16 protein-coding genes are annotated in these 13625 nt (G+C 62.8%); 12 read left to right on the forward strand and 4 right to left on the reverse strand.

From position 1 onward, the window contains the following. Window positions 1–7: 7 nt before the first annotated feature. The gene (locus ACOOEX_RS02750) at window positions 8–1066 is read left to right on the forward strand and encodes a TauD/TfdA family dioxygenase (RefSeq protein WP_420397026.1); all 1059 of its coding nucleotides are present in this window, start codon (window positions 8–10) and stop codon (window positions 1064–1066) included. Between the two features lie 43 nt (window positions 1067–1109). On the opposite strand, the gene ACOOEX_RS02755 is transcribed toward ACOOEX_RS02750, so the two are convergent. Further along, window positions 1110–2708, reverse strand: a complete 1599-nt coding sequence (locus ACOOEX_RS02755) for a phosphoenolpyruvate carboxykinase (RefSeq protein ID WP_071691906.1) — start codon at window positions 2706–2708, stop codon at window positions 1110–1112. 311 nt (window positions 2709–3019) lie between these two features. On the opposite strand from ACOOEX_RS02755, the gene ACOOEX_RS02760 reads away from it, so the two are divergent. From ACOOEX_RS02760 to ACOOEX_RS02790, 7 genes are read left to right on the forward strand one after another with little or no spacing between them, the layout of a single operon-like run. Further along, window positions 3020–3721 carry a response regulator gene (locus ACOOEX_RS02760; protein WP_420397027.1) on the forward strand — a complete coding sequence of 234 codons (702 nt, stop codon included), beginning with the start codon at window positions 3020–3022 and terminating at the stop codon, window positions 3719–3721. Next, complete coding sequence (locus tag ACOOEX_RS02765) at window positions 3722–5452, forward strand: sensor N-terminal transmembrane domain-containing protein (protein ID WP_420397028.1); 1731 nt, start codon at window positions 3722–3724, stop codon at window positions 5450–5452. A 28-nt stretch (window positions 5453–5480) separates the two neighbouring features. Beyond that, window positions 5481–5918: an HPr kinase/phosphorylase gene (locus ACOOEX_RS02770; RefSeq protein ID WP_420397029.1), complete on the forward strand. Its 438-nt coding sequence runs from the start codon at window positions 5481–5483 to the stop codon at window positions 5916–5918. A 6-nt stretch (window positions 5919–5924) separates the two neighbouring features. Beyond that, the gene (gene rapZ / locus ACOOEX_RS02775) at window positions 5925–6824 is read left to right on the forward strand and encodes an RNase adapter RapZ (protein ID WP_420397030.1); all 900 of its coding nucleotides are present in this window, start codon (window positions 5925–5927) and stop codon (window positions 6822–6824) included. An 18-nt stretch (window positions 6825–6842) separates the two neighbouring features. Continuing rightward, on the forward strand, window positions 6843–7235 hold the full coding sequence (locus ACOOEX_RS02780) for a PTS sugar transporter subunit IIA (RefSeq protein WP_420397031.1): 393 nt from the start codon (window positions 6843–6845) through the stop codon (window positions 7233–7235). Next, on the forward strand, window positions 7232–7510 hold the full coding sequence (locus tag ACOOEX_RS02785) for an HPr family phosphocarrier protein (RefSeq protein ID WP_420397032.1): 279 nt from the start codon (window positions 7232–7234) through the stop codon (window positions 7508–7510). The genes ACOOEX_RS02780 and ACOOEX_RS02785 overlap by 4 nt, the downstream gene beginning before the upstream one ends. 47 nt (window positions 7511–7557) lie before the next feature. Continuing rightward, window positions 7558–8451, forward strand: coding sequence for a lysophospholipid acyltransferase family protein (locus ACOOEX_RS02790; protein ID WP_420398315.1), 894 nt, complete (start codon window positions 7558–7560; stop codon window positions 8449–8451). Window positions 8452–8457: 6 nt separating this feature from the next. Here the strand turns inward: ACOOEX_RS02790 and ACOOEX_RS02795 are convergent, their stop codons facing one another. Further along, the gene (locus tag ACOOEX_RS02795; RefSeq protein WP_420397033.1) at window positions 8458–9333 is read right to left on the reverse strand and encodes a 3-hydroxybutyryl-CoA dehydrogenase; all 876 of its coding nucleotides are present in this window, start codon (window positions 9331–9333) and stop codon (window positions 8458–8460) included. 179 nt (window positions 9334–9512) lie between these two features. Here ACOOEX_RS02795 and ACOOEX_RS02800 point away from each other — a divergent pair, with 179 nt between their 5' ends. Further along, entirely contained in the window at window positions 9513–10334 is an 822-nt protein-coding gene (locus tag ACOOEX_RS02800) for a DUF6473 family protein (RefSeq protein ID WP_420397034.1), read from the forward strand. A gap of 51 nt (window positions 10335–10385) precedes the next feature. Here ACOOEX_RS02800 and ACOOEX_RS02805 read toward each other — a convergent pair whose 3' ends face one another. Continuing rightward, window positions 10386–11315 carry an electron transfer flavoprotein subunit alpha/FixB family protein gene (locus tag ACOOEX_RS02805; RefSeq protein ID WP_420397035.1) on the reverse strand — a complete coding sequence of 310 codons (930 nt, stop codon included), beginning with the start codon at window positions 11313–11315 and terminating at the stop codon, window positions 10386–10388. Beyond that, window positions 11315–12073: an electron transfer flavoprotein subunit beta/FixA family protein gene (locus tag ACOOEX_RS02810; protein WP_071691897.1), complete on the reverse strand. Its 759-nt coding sequence runs from the start codon at window positions 12071–12073 to the stop codon at window positions 11315–11317. Before ACOOEX_RS02810 ends, ACOOEX_RS02805 begins: the two co-directional genes overlap by 1 nt. A gap of 211 nt (window positions 12074–12284) precedes the next feature. On the opposite strand from ACOOEX_RS02810, the gene ACOOEX_RS02815 reads away from it, so the two are divergent. The 3 genes from ACOOEX_RS02815 to ACOOEX_RS02825 all read left to right on the forward strand — a co-directional run bounded on the left by ACOOEX_RS02815 (window position 12285) and on the right by ACOOEX_RS02825 (window position 13591). Next, window positions 12285–12662: a VOC family protein gene (locus ACOOEX_RS02815; protein WP_420397036.1), complete on the forward strand. Its 378-nt coding sequence runs from the start codon at window positions 12285–12287 to the stop codon at window positions 12660–12662. Next, window positions 12659–13144: a GyrI-like domain-containing protein gene (locus ACOOEX_RS02820; RefSeq protein WP_158514370.1), complete on the forward strand. Its 486-nt coding sequence runs from the start codon at window positions 12659–12661 to the stop codon at window positions 13142–13144. The genes ACOOEX_RS02815 and ACOOEX_RS02820 overlap by 4 nt, the downstream gene beginning before the upstream one ends. A 255-nt stretch (window positions 13145–13399) precedes the next feature. Beyond that, window positions 13400–13591, forward strand: coding sequence for a hypothetical protein (locus ACOOEX_RS02825; RefSeq protein WP_420397037.1), 192 nt, complete (start codon window positions 13400–13402; stop codon window positions 13589–13591). The last annotated feature ends 34 nt before the right edge of the window (window positions 13592–13625 follow it).

Consider the following 13625-nt stretch of genomic DNA (forward strand, 5'->3'; position numbering starts at 1 on the left):
TAATGGCATGCCGATTGACTTGAAGGATCTGCCGGAACGGATCGAAGGGCCGGGGGCCTGGATGGGGGCGGAGATGGCCGCGCATCCCGATCGCTGGCTGATGACGCTGACGCAGGAAGACGTTGCCGATCTGGAGCAGGCGGCGGAGGCCTTCCTGGCGACCGGGGCCGATCTGGGGCAGATCACGGCGGAGGCCTTTCCGCTGCGGCACTTCGCGGGCCATGTGGCGAAGCTGCAGGAGAAGATGCGCAGCGGCAGCGGGGTCGAGGTGATCCGGGGCCTGCCGATGCAGCGCTATGATACGCGGATGGCGGCGACGATCTTTTGCGGGATCGGAGCCCATATCGGCTCGGCCCGGTCGCAGAACGCGGCGGGGCATGTGTTGGGGCATGTGCGCAATGTGGGGGCAGACCCCGGTGACCCCAATACGCGGATCTACCAGACGGCAGCGCGGCAGACTTTTCACACGGACAGTGCCGATGTGGTGGGGCTGATCTGCCTGCGCAACGCGAAAGAAGGTGGTGACAGCCTGCTTGTGAGTGCCGAGACGATCTACAACCGGATGCGCGCGACGCGGCCTGATCTGCTGGCGCTGCTCTTCGACCCGATTGCGACGGATCGCCGGGGCGAAGTGCCCGAGGGCATGAAGCCATGGATGGAGATCCCGCCTTTGAGCTGGCATGACGGCAAACTGACAGTGTTCTACCAGCGGCAATACATCGACAGCGCGCAGCGGTTCGAGGGGGCGATGCGGCTGACATCGGCGCATGTCGAGGCGCTGGACCTGTTCGACGCATTGGCCAATGACCCGGATCTGCATTTCCGGATGCGGCTGGAGCCCGGGGACATGCAGTTTGTCTACAACCACGCGCAGCTGCATGACCGGACCGGCTTCACGGACTGGCCGGAGCCCGAGAAGCGGCGGCATCTGCTGCGGCTGTGGCTTTCCTTGCCGGGGGACAGGGAATTGCCGGACTGCTTTGCCGAACGGTATGGCACTGTCGAAATCGGCAACCGAGGCGGGATCATCGTGCCGGGGACGCGATTGCACGCACCGCTGGATTGAGAGGGTGCAAGGCCCTTCGAAGGGCCTTGGCTGCGCTCCAATATCAGCTGATCGCCGCGGCCTTCACGTCGTCGTCGATGAAGGGCACGTATTGGGCGAAGTTCTCGGCAAACATGTTCACCAGCTTCTGCGCCTGTGCGTCATAGGCCTCGGGGTTGTCCCAGGTGCGGCGGGGGTCCAGCAACACCTCGGCCACGCCGGGGCAGGACACCGGCACGTCGAAGCCGAAATTCGTGTCCTTGCGGAACTCGGCATCGTTCAGAGACCCGTCCAGAGCGGCGGTCAGAAGCGCACGGGTGGCGCGGATTGGCATCCGGCTGCCGGTGCCATAGGCGCCGCCGGTCCAGCCGGTATTGACCAGCCAGCAGGTGGCGCCGTGCTGGGCGATCTTGTCGCGCAGCATGTTGCCGTAGACCTCGGGGCGGCGCGGCATGAAGGGGGCGCCGAAGCAGGTAGAGAAGGTGGGTTCTGGTTCCGTCACGCCCCGCTCGGTTCCCGCGACCTTCGAGGTAAAGCCGGACAGGAAGTGATACATGGCCTGCGCTGGTGTCAGCCGGGCAATCGGAGGCAGCACCCCGAAGGCATCGCAGGTCAGCATGATGATGTTCTTCGGGTGCCCGCCAAGGCCGGTGTCCGATGCGTTGGAGATATAGTCCAGCGGATAGGCGCAGCGCATGTTCGCGGTCAGGCTGTCATCGTCGAAATCGAGCGCGCGGGTTTCGGGATCGAAGACCATGTTCTCGATCACCGTGCCGAACTTGGAGGTGGTTGCGTAGATCTCCGGCTCTGCCTCTTCGCGCAGATTGATTGTCTTCGCGTAGCAGCCGCCTTCGAAGTTGAAGATGCCCTTGTCGGACCAGCCATGTTCATCATCGCCGATCAGCACACGGGCGGGGTCGGCAGACAGCGTCGTCTTGCCGGTACCCGACAGTCCGAAGAAAACGGCTGCGTCATCGGGATTGTCCACCGCGTGGTTGGCCGAGCAATGCATCGCCATCACGTTCTTGCCGGGCAGGATGTAGTTCAGCAGGGTGAAGACCGACTTCTTGTTCTCGCCCGCGTATTCGGTGCCACCGATCAGGATCAGCTTCTTTTCGAAGTTGAGCGCGATCACGGTTTCAGTGCGGCAGCCGTGGCGTTCGGGATCGGCGAAGAAGCTGGGGCAGTTGATGATGGTGAATTCGGGGACGAAGCTGTCTAGCTCTTCCGCGGCGGGACGGCGCAGCAGGTGGCGGATGAAGAGGCCATGCCAGGCCAGTTCCGTCACCACGCGCACATCCAGTCGATGCTCGGTATCGGCGCCGCCGAACAGGTCCTGCACGAAATACTCGCCGCCCTTCATATGGGCCAGCATGTCGGCATGCAGCCGGTCAAAAGCGTCGGGCGTCATCGCCGCGTTGTTTTCCCACCAGATCGTGTCTTCGGTCGCGGCGGAACGCACGACATGTTTGTCCTTTGGCGAGCGGCCAGTGAATTTTCCGGTGGTCACCAGGAAAGCGCCACCCTGCCCGAGAGTGCCTTCGTTCTTGCGAAGGGCCGCTTCGATCAGGGCGGGTTCGAGCAGGTTATAGTGAACCGAACCGAGGCCGGAAATGCCTTGAGCGTCCAGTGTCTGGGCCGGGTTCACGCGTCCTGTTGTCATTATGCAAGCTCCTGCGCCGTCTCTGCCCGGCGCCTTGGGTGAAACAGAAGGGGTCGCGGCCGGTAGGGAAGGCCGCTGCGACAGGGGCCATATAACATGGCGTTTTCAGCGAGGAACAGGACGCAATCGCACAGTTAGCGCAACCAAACTCACCTTTTTTCGGGCCGTTAGCGCTGCCTTAAGAGGTGGATGGTAGGAAATCGGCCACACCTGTTGCCCCCGGATGCAACTTAGAGATTGATTCTAAAGCCCGAAATGTAGGAGAATAAGAAAAAAACAAGGCAAATCGGGCAGAATAAGGACATAGTAACATGTCGAGGATCGCACTCGTCGATGACGACAGGAATATCCTGACCTCCGTTTCCATGACTCTGGAAGCGGAAGGATTTGAAGTTGAAACCTATAATGACGGGCAGTCGGCCCTGGACGCGTTTACGCGCCGGATGCCGGAACTGGCCGTTCTGGACATCAAGATGCCGCGCATGGACGGCATGGATCTGTTGCAGCGCTTGCGCCAGAAAAGCGCGGTGCCGGTGATCTTCCTCACCTCTAAGGATGATGAGATCGACGAACTGATGGGCCTGCGCATGGGCGCTGACGACTACGTGCGCAAGCCGTTTTCGCAGCGCCTTCTGGTCGAACGCATCCGGTCGATCCTGCGCCGGCAGGAGGCGATTGCCTCTGATGCCGGGGGCACCCCGGAAGAAAGCCAGGTGATGGTGCGTGGCCCGCTGACCATGGATCCGCTACGCCACGCGGTGACCTGGCATGGCAAGGACGTGTCGCTGACGGTAACGGAATTCCTGCTGCTACAGGCGCTGGCGCAGCGCCCGGGCTTCGTGAAAAGCCGTGACCAGTTGATGGATGTGGCCTATGACGAACAGGTCTATGTGGATGACCGGACCATCGACAGCCATATCAAGCGTCTGCGCAAGAAGATGCGTGAAGTGGATTCGGATTTCTCGGCCATCGAAACGCTTTATGGTATCGGGTACAGGTATAACGAAGACTAAATGACACTGGCCTCCGACATCGGACCGACCCAAAGGCGCGAACCTGCGGAATCGCAGATCGTGCTGGGGGAAGACTGGGACCGCCCCGCCGGGGCGGTCGAAGTCGAACTGCGCGATGCGCGGGCCCGGCGCGGGCTGATGTCGCTCAATCGTTCGCCGCTGGCGCGCAAGATCATCCTGTTCAACCTGCTGGCACTGGTGGTTCTTGTGGCGGGGGTTCTGTTTCTGAACCCGTTCCGCGACAGTCTGGTCTATCAACGCGAACAGGCGCTGGCCGTCGAAGCGCAGCTTGTGGCCGAGATCTTCGAGGCCAGCCTGCCGCGCACGGCCCCGGCCAACCTGCTGACCGGGGACGGCATCGACCCGGTCGATGTGCTTGGCCGGATCGGCCTGTCGGATGGCGTCGATGTCTATGTCTTCGCCCCGAATGAAACGCTGGTGGCGTCGACCGGCGACGTCACAACCGAGGCGGCCGCCCCGATCTCTGGCGCGGATGAGGATCCGGGCCGGTCGCTGGTCATCACCGATTTCCTGAACACCGTCTGGGATGGCATTGCCGGGGTTCTTTCCTCGAGCTCGAGACCGGCTGAAACGGTATCAACAGAGGACCAGGCGCGAGCTCTGGTAGCAGATGCGCTATCGGGTGAAACCGTTCTTCATGGTGGCAATGGAACGGCGGGCGCGATCTTCCTCGCGGCCTCGCCGATCGAGGGTGCATCGGGCGTTGTGGGCGTCGTGGCGCTGGCCACCGCCGCGGGGGAGATCGAACAGTTGGTGCGCGCCGAACGCGAACAGATCCTGCAAATGTTCTTCGTGGCGCTTCTGGTCTCCATCGGCTTGTCGCTGGTACTGGCCTCGACCATTGCCAACCCGCTGTCGGACCTGTCCGCCGCCGCCGAACTGGGCCGCGACAAGAATGCCCGCAAGATGAGCCCCACGCGGGTGCGCATCCCCGATCTGACCGGCCGTCCCGACGAAATCGGCCGCTTGTCCGCCGCGCTGCGCGGCATGGTGGCGGCGCTCTATGACCGAATCGACGGCAATGAACAATTCGCTGCCGACGTGGCGCATGAGGTGAAGAACCCGCTCGCCTCGCTGCGATCTGCCGTGGGCACGATGAGGCTGGCGCGCACGGATGAACAGCGCACGCGGCTGCTCGATGTCATCGAGCATGACGTGCGGCGGCTGGACCGGCTGGTATCTGATATCTCCAACGCCTCGCGGCTCGATTCAGAGCTGGTGAAGGAGGAGGCCGATGATTTCGACCTCATCCACATGCTGTCGAACCTGACCCAGTACCATGCCGAGGAGGCGCAGGGACAAGAGATCGCCTTCATCTCGGACCTGCCCGGCGAACCGGTCAGGTTGCATGGGCTGGAGGGGCGGCTGGCACAGGTCTTCGTCAACCTGATCACCAATGCGATTTCCTTCTGCGAGGCGGGCGATGCCGTCCGGGTCTGGGCGCGCAAGCGGGAAAACCGGGTGCTGGTGGTGGTTGAGGATACTGGCCCAGGCATCCCCGAAGAGGCATTGACCAAGGTGTTCAACCGCTTCTATTCGGAGCGGCCCGTTCAGCAGTTCGGAGATCATTCCGGCCTTGGCCTTGCGATTTCCAAACAGATTGTCGAGGCGCATGGCGGCGTGATCTGGGCGGAAAACATCCGCCCGACCGAGGCTGATATCACGTCGGACCCGCTTGGCGCGCGGTTCGTAGTCGGCCTTCCGCTCTAGGGCTTTGGGCGATCCCGATACATCCCTTTTGAACCACACCAACGGCCCTGCGCCGGATGGGCGCGTGTTCTGCCGGGGCACGGCGGTCTGCCTGAACGGGCGGGGGCTGCTGGCCATCGGCCCCTCGGGCAGCGGCAAATCGCAGCTGGCGCTGGAACTGATGGCGCGTGGCGCGACGCTGGTCGCCGATGACGGGGTCTGGCTGACCGCGGACACCCTTATGGAACGGCCCGACACGGCGCCCCGGATGATCGAGGCGCGGGGCATCGGGCTGCTCAACGCCACCACGCTGCAAAGCGCACCCCTGACGCTGGTCGTCGATCTGTCCCGAACCGAGCCCGACCGCCTGCCGCCGCCCCGAACCGTCGAGGCCCCCGGCGGGACGGTGCCGCTGATCCTGGGCAAGGATCACCCTTTCCTTGCCGCCGCGATCTGCCAATATCTGACGCAAGGACGCGCGGAGTAACCACGGATGGATCACGAAGACCAGACCACCGCAGAAGAGACCGAACGGGTCGTCTTCGTCTCGGGCCCCTCCGGCGCGGGCCGGTCCACCGCGATCCGGGCACTGGAAGACCTGGGGTTCGAGGCCATCGACAACCTGCCGCTCAGCCTGCTGCCACGGCTTCTGGACGGCCCCCCGCCGACCCGGCCCCTGGCGCTTGGCACCGACCCTCGCAACCGGGACTACAGCGCGCAGGCGCTGATCGCGGCTGTCGACAAGCTGGCTGCCGACCCGCGTATTCTGGCCGATCTGGTCTATCTCGATTGCGCGACCGATGTGCTTGTCCGCCGTTATTCCGAAACTCGCCGTCGTCATCCTCTGGCCCCCGAAGACCGGCCCATTCTGGGGATCGAACTGGAACAGGATCTGCTGGCGCCGGTGCGCGCGCGGGCGGGCATTCTGATCGACACGTCTGACATGACCCCACATGAGCTGCGCGCCGAGATACAACGCTGGTTCGCTCCGGGCGGGCAGAAACTGGCCCTGTCGGTGCAGTCCTTCAGCTACAAACGCGGGCTGCCGACGGGGGCCGATCTGGTCTTTGACTGCCGCTTTTTGCGCAACCCCTACTGGAATGCCGATCTGCGCAGCCTTGATGGCCGCGATGCGGCGGTTGTGGACTATATCGCCGACGATGCCCGCTTTGCGCCGTTTCTTGCCCAGGTGACCCAGCTGGTGGAAACGCTGCTGCCCGCCTATCAGGAGGAGGGCAAGGCCCACCTGACCGTGGCGTTTGGATGTACCGGGGGGCAACACAGATCGGTTGCCGTCACGGAAAAACTGGCCGCCCATCTTGCGCAAGCGGGCTGGCAGGTGTCAAAGAGGCACAGGGAGATTGAACGCCGGGCCGTGACCCGCGCGCCGTAAGCGCCAAGGAAGCTAAACTTGATCGGCATCGTGATCGTTGCACATGGGGGTCTGGCCCGCGAGCTTCAGAATGCCATGGAGCATGTGGTGGGCCGAAAGCCTGGCGTGTTGGCCATTTCCATCGGGGCCGAAGATGACCGCACCCGCCGCCAGCGCGAAATCTGCGATGCCGCCGACGCGGTGGATATGGGTGATGGCGTGGTGGTGGTCACCGATATGTTCGGCGGCTCACCGTCCAACCTGTCGCTGCGCGCCTGCCGCCCGTCCAATCGCAAGATCCTGACCGGGGTGAACCTGCCGATGCTGGTGAAGCTGGCGAAATCGCGCAGCCTGCCGGTGGACGAAGCCGTAACCCGCGCCGCCGAAGCCGGACGCCGATATATCAACAGTTTTGACGGAGCCCCCGAATGACCACCCCGACCAAGCGCAAGCTGGACATCGTGAACGTCAAGGGGCTGCATGCCCGCGCCTCGGCGAAATTCGTAGAAACGGTCGAGCAGTTCGACGCCAGTGCCACAGCCTACAAGGATGGGCTGAGCGCCGCCGGAGACTCCATTATGGGGCTTTTGATGTTGGCAGCCTCTCAGGGAACCACTATTGAGGTGGAAACCAGCGGGCCAGAGGCAGAACAGCTGATGGATGCCCTTTCGGCACTTGTTGCTGACAAGTTCGGTGAAGGCATGTAAGCCCGTACACTCAGGGTGGAATCGGGGAAAGAGGACCGTTGACCGACGTGACAACGCCAGATGCAGGGCAACAGGCCCGGCCCGCAGAGGGCCAGCAGCAGCCGGTCTATGACCGGCGCAGCCTGACCTATGCGTCGTCTTTCGATTCGCCGCTGCGCTCGACCGTGATCCGGGCCATCGAGTGGTTTACCGGCAAGCTGACCATCGTGCGCCGGGTGCGCCAGTTCGAGCGGATGGGCGCGCCCAAGGGGCAGGCCTTCTGGCCCGCGACGATGAAGGTGATGGGCATCGACCTGCAAACCCCGGCGCATCAACTGGACCGGATTCCTGCTGAGGGGCCTGTCGTTTTCGTGGCCAACCACCCGCATGGGCTGGTCGATGGCATGATCCTTGCCGACCTGATTGGTCGCCGCCGCGATGATTACCGGATTCTGACCCGCTCGCTTCTGACCGGGATCGACGAAAGCGCGGCGAGCTACATGATTCCGGTGCCGTTCCCGCACCAGCCCGACGCGCAGCGGGAAATGATCCGCATGCGCGCAGCGGCGATGGCCCATTTGCAGGACCACGGGCTGATCGCGCTGTTTCCCTCGGGCGTTGTCGCCACATCGGCCACCGCCTTCGGTCCGGTGATCGAGCAGGAATGGAACGTGTTCACCGCCAAGATGATCCGCCGCTCGGGCGCGACCATCGTGCCGTGTTTCTTCCAGGGCACCAATTCGCGCGCTTACCAGATCGCCAACCGGGTGTCTCCGGTCGTGCGCCAGGGGCTGTTGCTGCACGAGGTGGTGAAAAGCTTCGACAAGCCGCAAGCCCCGATCATCGGCCATGCAATCACGCCAGATCAGTGGGATGGCCCGATCCAGAACCCGCGCCAGTTCATGGCGCAGCTGCGCGAGCATACGCTTGGGCTGAAGGCCGATCCTGACCGCGTGTTCTGAGCGCCCTTAGCGGGTCGGAACCGGAACATCTCCGCGATAATCGTAGAAGCCGCGCTGCGTCTTGCGGCCAAGCCAGCCCGCCTCGACATATTTGGTCAGCAGCGGGCAGGGGCGGTACTTGGTGTCTGCCAGCCCGTCATGCAGCACGTTCATGATCGCAAGGCAGGTGTCCAGACCGATGAAATCCGCCAGTTCCAGCGGCCCCATCGGGTGGTTGGCCCCCAGCTTCATCGACTCGTCGATGGACTTCACGTTTCCGACGCCTTCGTAGAGCGTATAGACCGCCTCGTTGATCATTGGCATCAGGATGCGGTTGACGATGAAGGCGGGGAAATCCTCTGCCGTTGCGGCGGTTTTCCCAAGCTTGTCCACCACGGCCTTGCAGGCGGCGAAGGTCTCCTCATCCGTGGCGATCCCGCGGATCAGCTCCACCAGTTGCATCACCGGAACCGGGTTCATGAAGTGGAAGCCCATGAACTTCTCCGGCCGGTCGGTGCGGCTGGCAAGACGGGTGATCGAGATCGACGACGTGTTGGAGGTCAGGATCGTGTCGGGCTTCAGATGCGGCAGAAGGTCCTCGAAAATCGCCTGCTTGACGGTTTCACGTTCCGTTGCGGCCTCGATGATCAGGTCAGACGGGCCAAGATCGGTCAGTTTCAGCGTGGTCGAGATGCGTCCAAGCGCGGCGGCCTTGTCCTCCGCGCTAACCTTACCCCGGCTGACCTGCCGTTCGATATTGCGGTCGATCAGGGCCATGGCCTTGTCGAGGCTGTCTTGGGAAACATCATTCATAACAACGTCGTACCCGGCCAATGCACAGACATGGGCAATGCCGTTGCCCATCTGTCCCGCGCCGACGATGCCAATCTTCTGAATGTCCATGTCCCGTACCTCTGGCCCAGTGTTTCGCCCGCACAATAGGCGCGGGGGACGGGGGCAGACAAGGTCAAACGCCGCGGCGGATTGTGCGAAAAATCACCACAAGTTTTCGGTTTAGCCATTTGGAAACGGCCACGGCGCAAATTGGGTCCGGGTGAGTCGAAACATGGGTGGAGCAAGCCATGAGTTATGCAAAAGCGGGGCATGGGCCCCTTGATTATCAGCCGTGCCGCTACGAGGGGTCGCCGATGACGTTTCGGGGGCCGAAGGCGGAGCCGGAGGAGGGCTATGTCCTGTGCCTCGGCGGATCGGAAACCTTCGGGAAGTTTTCACCCGACCCCTTTCCCGACCTGTTGGCGCGGCGGCTTGGGCGGCCTGTGGTCAATATGGGCGCGATGAACGCGGGGATCGACCTGTTGCTGCATGACCCCGCCATTCGCAACGCCCTCGCGCGGGCCGGGGCGGTGGTGTTGCAGGTGCCGGGGGCGGCCAATCTGTCGAACCGGTTCTTCAGCGTGCATCCCCGGCGAAATGACCGGTTCGTCAAGGCCTCGACCATGATGCGCACGATCTACCGGGAGGTGGATTTTACCGAGTTCCACTTCACGCGGCACATGCTGACCGCGCTGAAACGAAGGTCGGAGGACCGGTTCATGATCGTGGTGGAGGAATTGCGTGCCGCGTGGCAGGCGCGGATGACGACGCTGCTGGACAGGATCGGCGTGCCGGTCCATCTGCTGTGGCTGTCACGCCGGGCGCCGGGGGATGACCCGTTGGACGAGGAGGGGTTGGGATATGATCCGCTCTTCGTTGATGCCGCGATGCTGGCGGGTCTGGCGCCAAAGGCGGCCAGCGTGTCTGTCTGCATTCTGCCACAGGATGCGCGGGCACCGGCCGCGCGGGGCATGTTCTATGGCCGGGGCGAGGAAGCTGCCGCGCGGCTGATGCCGGGGCCGGAGGACCATGACCGGGTGGCTGCGCTGCTGGCAGGTGCAATGGCATGAAAAAGGCCCGCCGGGATGGGCGGGCCTTCTGTGATTGCGCAGTCGCGTGGATCAGCCGAGTTTCTCGGTCAGTTCCGGGACGGCGGTGAAGAGGTCTGCGACCAGGCCGTAATCGGCGACCTGGAAGATCGGGGCCTCTTCGTCCTTGTTGATCGCGACGATGATCTTGCTGTCCTTCATGCCCGCGAGGTGCTGGATCGCGCCCGAGATGCCGACGGCAATGTAGAGATCCGGGGCGACGACCTTGCCGGTCTGGCCCACCTGCCAGTCGTTCGGGGCATAGCCCGAGTCGACTGCGGCGCGGGAGGCACCAACAGCGGCGCCGAGCTTGTCGGCGAGACCTTCGATGATCTTGAAGTCCTCTTCGGACCCGACGCCACGGCCACCGGACACGACGATGCCGGCGCTGGTCAGTTCGGGGCGGTCGGACGCGGCAACCTTGTCCTCGACCCCTTCGCTGAGGCCGGGGTTATCGGCGGCGGAAATGGTTTCCACCGGCGCTGCGGCCTGTTCACCGGCTGCGTCGAAGGTCGATGTCCGGAAGCTGATAACCTTCTTTTCATCTTTCGAGCGTACGGTCTGCACCGCGTTGCCCGCATAGATCGGGCGTTCGAACGTATTTCCGTCCACAACACCGGAGGCATCCGAGATCACCATCACATCCAGAAGCGCGGCCACGCGGGGCAGCACGTTCTTGGCATCCGTGGTGGCGGGCGCCACGATATGCTCGTAATCGCCAGCCAGCGACACGATCAGCGCGGCGGTCGGTTCCGCCAGCCGATGGCCGAGCGAGGCATCTTCGGCGACCAGAACCTTGGACACGCCCGCGATCTTGGCAGCGGCGTCCCCGGCAGCGGCGGCAGAGGCACCAGCGGCCAGAACGGTCACGTCGCCAAGCGACGAGGCCGCGGCAACGGCCTTTGCGGTGGCGTCGAGCGACAGTTCGCCATCGGTCACTTCAGCAAGGAGAAGAACAGCCATTACACAGCCCCCGCTTCTTTGAGTTTCGCAACAAGCTCGTCCACGGAGCCCACAATCTCACCGGCCTTGCGGGCCTCGGGCTCGGTCGTCGAGACAATCTCCAGACGCGGGCTGACGTCGACGCCGTAATCGGCGGCGGTCTTTTCATCCAGCGGCTTTTTCTTGGCCTTCATGATGTTGGGCAGCGACGCATAGCGCGGCTCATTGAGGCGCAGGTCGACGGTGATGATGGCGGGCATCTTCACAGTGATGGTCTGCAGGCCGCCATCGACCTCGCGGGTGACCTTGGCGCTGTCGCCGTCGATATCGACCTCGGAGGCGAAGGTGCCCTGGGACCAGCCGAGCAGAGCCGACAGCATCTGGCCGGTGGCGTTCATGTCGTTGTCGATGGCCTGCTTGCCGCAGAGCACGACGCCGGGCTGCTCTTCCTCGACCACTTTGGCGAGGATCTTGGCAACCGCCAGCGGCTCGATATCGGTGTGCACGTCATCGGCGGCCACGACCAGAATGGCGCGGTCCGCACCCATGGCCAGCGCCGTGCGCAGGGTTTCCTGGCTTTGCTTGACGCCGATCGACACGGCGACAACCTCGTCCGCCTTGCCCGCTTCCTTCAGACGGATCGCCTCTTCAACGGCAATCTCGTCGAACGGGTTCATCGACATCTTCACATTCGCAAGATCAACACCGCTACCATCCGCCTTCACACGGACCTTCACGTTGTAGTCGATCACGCGTTTGACAGGCACAAGAACCTTCATTTCCACGTCTCTCCTGTAATGGCCCCCGAGGCGCCAGCCCCGGGAAAGTCATGCTATCATGCGGTTGTTACCGCTTCGAATCGCGTGATGACAGGTCAAAATCGACGCGTTCGGCCGATTGGACGCCGCGTTTTTTCCTTATTGAGTGTGTATGTGTCAGATCGGCGTCGCGATTTGTGCCGGGGTGCTTGCGTAGAAGGATGGGGTTTCAATGGAAAAAGTTCAGGGAATCGGTGGGTTCTTCTTCCGCGCCCAGGACCCGAAGGCACTGGGGCGGTGGTATAGAGACCATCTGGGAATCAACATAGCCCCGACCGATATGAACATGGTGCCCTGGGTCAGTGACGCCGGTGTGACGGTGTTTGCACCTTTCGACGAGGACACCGATTATTTCGCCGCCGATCAACGCTTCATGCTGAACTTCCGTGTCGGCGATCTGGATGCCATGGTGACGCAACTGGAATCTGCGGGCATTGATGTCTACAATCGCTCGGAAATGGAGGGGATCGGCCGCTTCGCCCATTTGCGCGACCCCGAAGGGACGCCGATCGAATTGTGGGAACCCGCCCCGACAGGAGATAGCGAATGACACCATCCATGTCAGAGCCTCAGATCAAGGCCTTCCCGGAAACCCATACGCTCGGGTTCGTGCGCGATTATTCGATGGCCACGCTGGACGAGATGCCCGACCTTTGGCGCACCTTCTACGAGGCGCCGCTTGTGATCCCCAATTACGTGCCCGGTGCCATGTATGGCGTGTCCTTTGCGGCGGATGGTCTGGGATCGTTCAAATACGGGGTCACGGTCGAGGTCGATCCGGTTCCGTCGGAACTGCCCAAGGGCACCAGCCTGGCGCGGCTGCCGGAAGGCGACTACGCGGTGGTGCAGGATTTCGGCACGCTCGACGACGTGCAGCTTTGCTTTGACTGGATCATCGCGGACTGGTTGCCGGGGTCGCGCTACACGCAGCGGCGCGGCGCGATTTTCGAGCGTTACCCGGAAGACCCTCGCAACGGACCGGACGGCATGGCGTTCGAGATTTGGGTGCCCGTCAGCGACAGGCCCAACTAAAACCTCTGGCCGGGGCGACCGTGGAAAGCACCCAACGTCATAACCCTTTGCGGCTCCACCCGACATGGCAGTTGATAAATTCCGGATGAGATGAGACCATTGACCAGTATAAAGAGTTTGGGAGTGTGCCCGTTGTTCCGATTTACCTTTTTGTTGGCGGCTTTCCTATGGTCAGCCTCTCTGCCCGCCGCTGCGCAGACCGAGTCTGATTACATGGAGTTGTGCCGCGAGATCAGTACTCTGGCGGAATCGATCATGTCGAACCGTCAGAGTGGCACTTCCATCGTTCAGATGATGGATATCGCCGATGGAAACGGCCTAGCTCAATCTCTGGTAGCTGCGGCCTATGAAGAACCCCGCTATTCCACCCCGCAATACCAGGCCGAGGCGATTTCGGATTTCCGGGATCAGGCCTATCTGGAATGCTATCGGGCCGTTTCCGACTGATCCGGTGGGGACAGTCGCCGCTTGGCGCAAGATC

The organism is Nioella sp. (genome assembly GCF_965215655.1).
Taxonomy (GTDB): Bacteria; Pseudomonadota; Alphaproteobacteria; order Rhodobacterales; family Rhodobacteraceae; genus Nioella.

Bases quoted from the DNA above. Each gene is read 5' to 3' on its own strand.
- ACOOEX_RS02785 (WP_420397032.1), top strand. From the start codon at position 7,232: ATGACCACCCCGACCAAGCGCAAGCTGGACATCGTGAACGTCAAGGGG.
- ACOOEX_RS02805 (WP_420397035.1), bottom strand. From the start codon at position 11,315: ATGGCTGTTCTTCTCCTTGCTGAAGTGACCGATGGCGAACTGTCGCTC.
- ACOOEX_RS02765 (WP_420397028.1), top strand. From the start codon at position 3,722: ATGACACTGGCCTCCGACATCGGACCGACCCAAAGGCGCGAACCTGCG.
- ACOOEX_RS02800 (WP_420397034.1), top strand. From the start codon at position 9,513: ATGAGTTATGCAAAAGCGGGGCATGGGCCCCTTGATTATCAGCCGTGC.
- ACOOEX_RS02815 (WP_420397036.1), top strand. From the start codon at position 12,285: ATGGAAAAAGTTCAGGGAATCGGTGGGTTCTTCTTCCGCGCCCAGGAC.
- ACOOEX_RS02755 (WP_071691906.1), bottom strand. From the start codon at position 2,708: ATGACAACAGGACGCGTGAACCCGGCCCAGACACTGGACGCTCAAGGC.
- ACOOEX_RS02825 (WP_420397037.1), top strand. From the start codon at position 13,400: ATGTCGAACCGTCAGAGTGGCACTTCCATCGTTCAGATGATGGATATC.
- ACOOEX_RS02820 (WP_158514370.1), top strand. From the start codon at position 12,659: ATGACACCATCCATGTCAGAGCCTCAGATCAAGGCCTTCCCGGAAACC.
- ACOOEX_RS02750 (WP_420397026.1), top strand. From the start codon at position 8: ATGCCGATTGACTTGAAGGATCTGCCGGAACGGATCGAAGGGCCGGGG.
- ACOOEX_RS02795 (WP_420397033.1), bottom strand. From the start codon at position 9,333: ATGGACATTCAGAAGATTGGCATCGTCGGCGCGGGACAGATGGGCAAC.
- ACOOEX_RS02810 (WP_071691897.1), bottom strand. From the start codon at position 12,073: ATGAAGGTTCTTGTGCCTGTCAAACGCGTGATCGACTACAACGTGAAG.
- rapZ (WP_420397030.1), top strand. From the start codon at position 5,925: ATGGATCACGAAGACCAGACCACCGCAGAAGAGACCGAACGGGTCGTC.
- ACOOEX_RS02760 (WP_420397027.1), top strand. From the start codon at position 3,020: ATGTCGAGGATCGCACTCGTCGATGACGACAGGAATATCCTGACCTCC.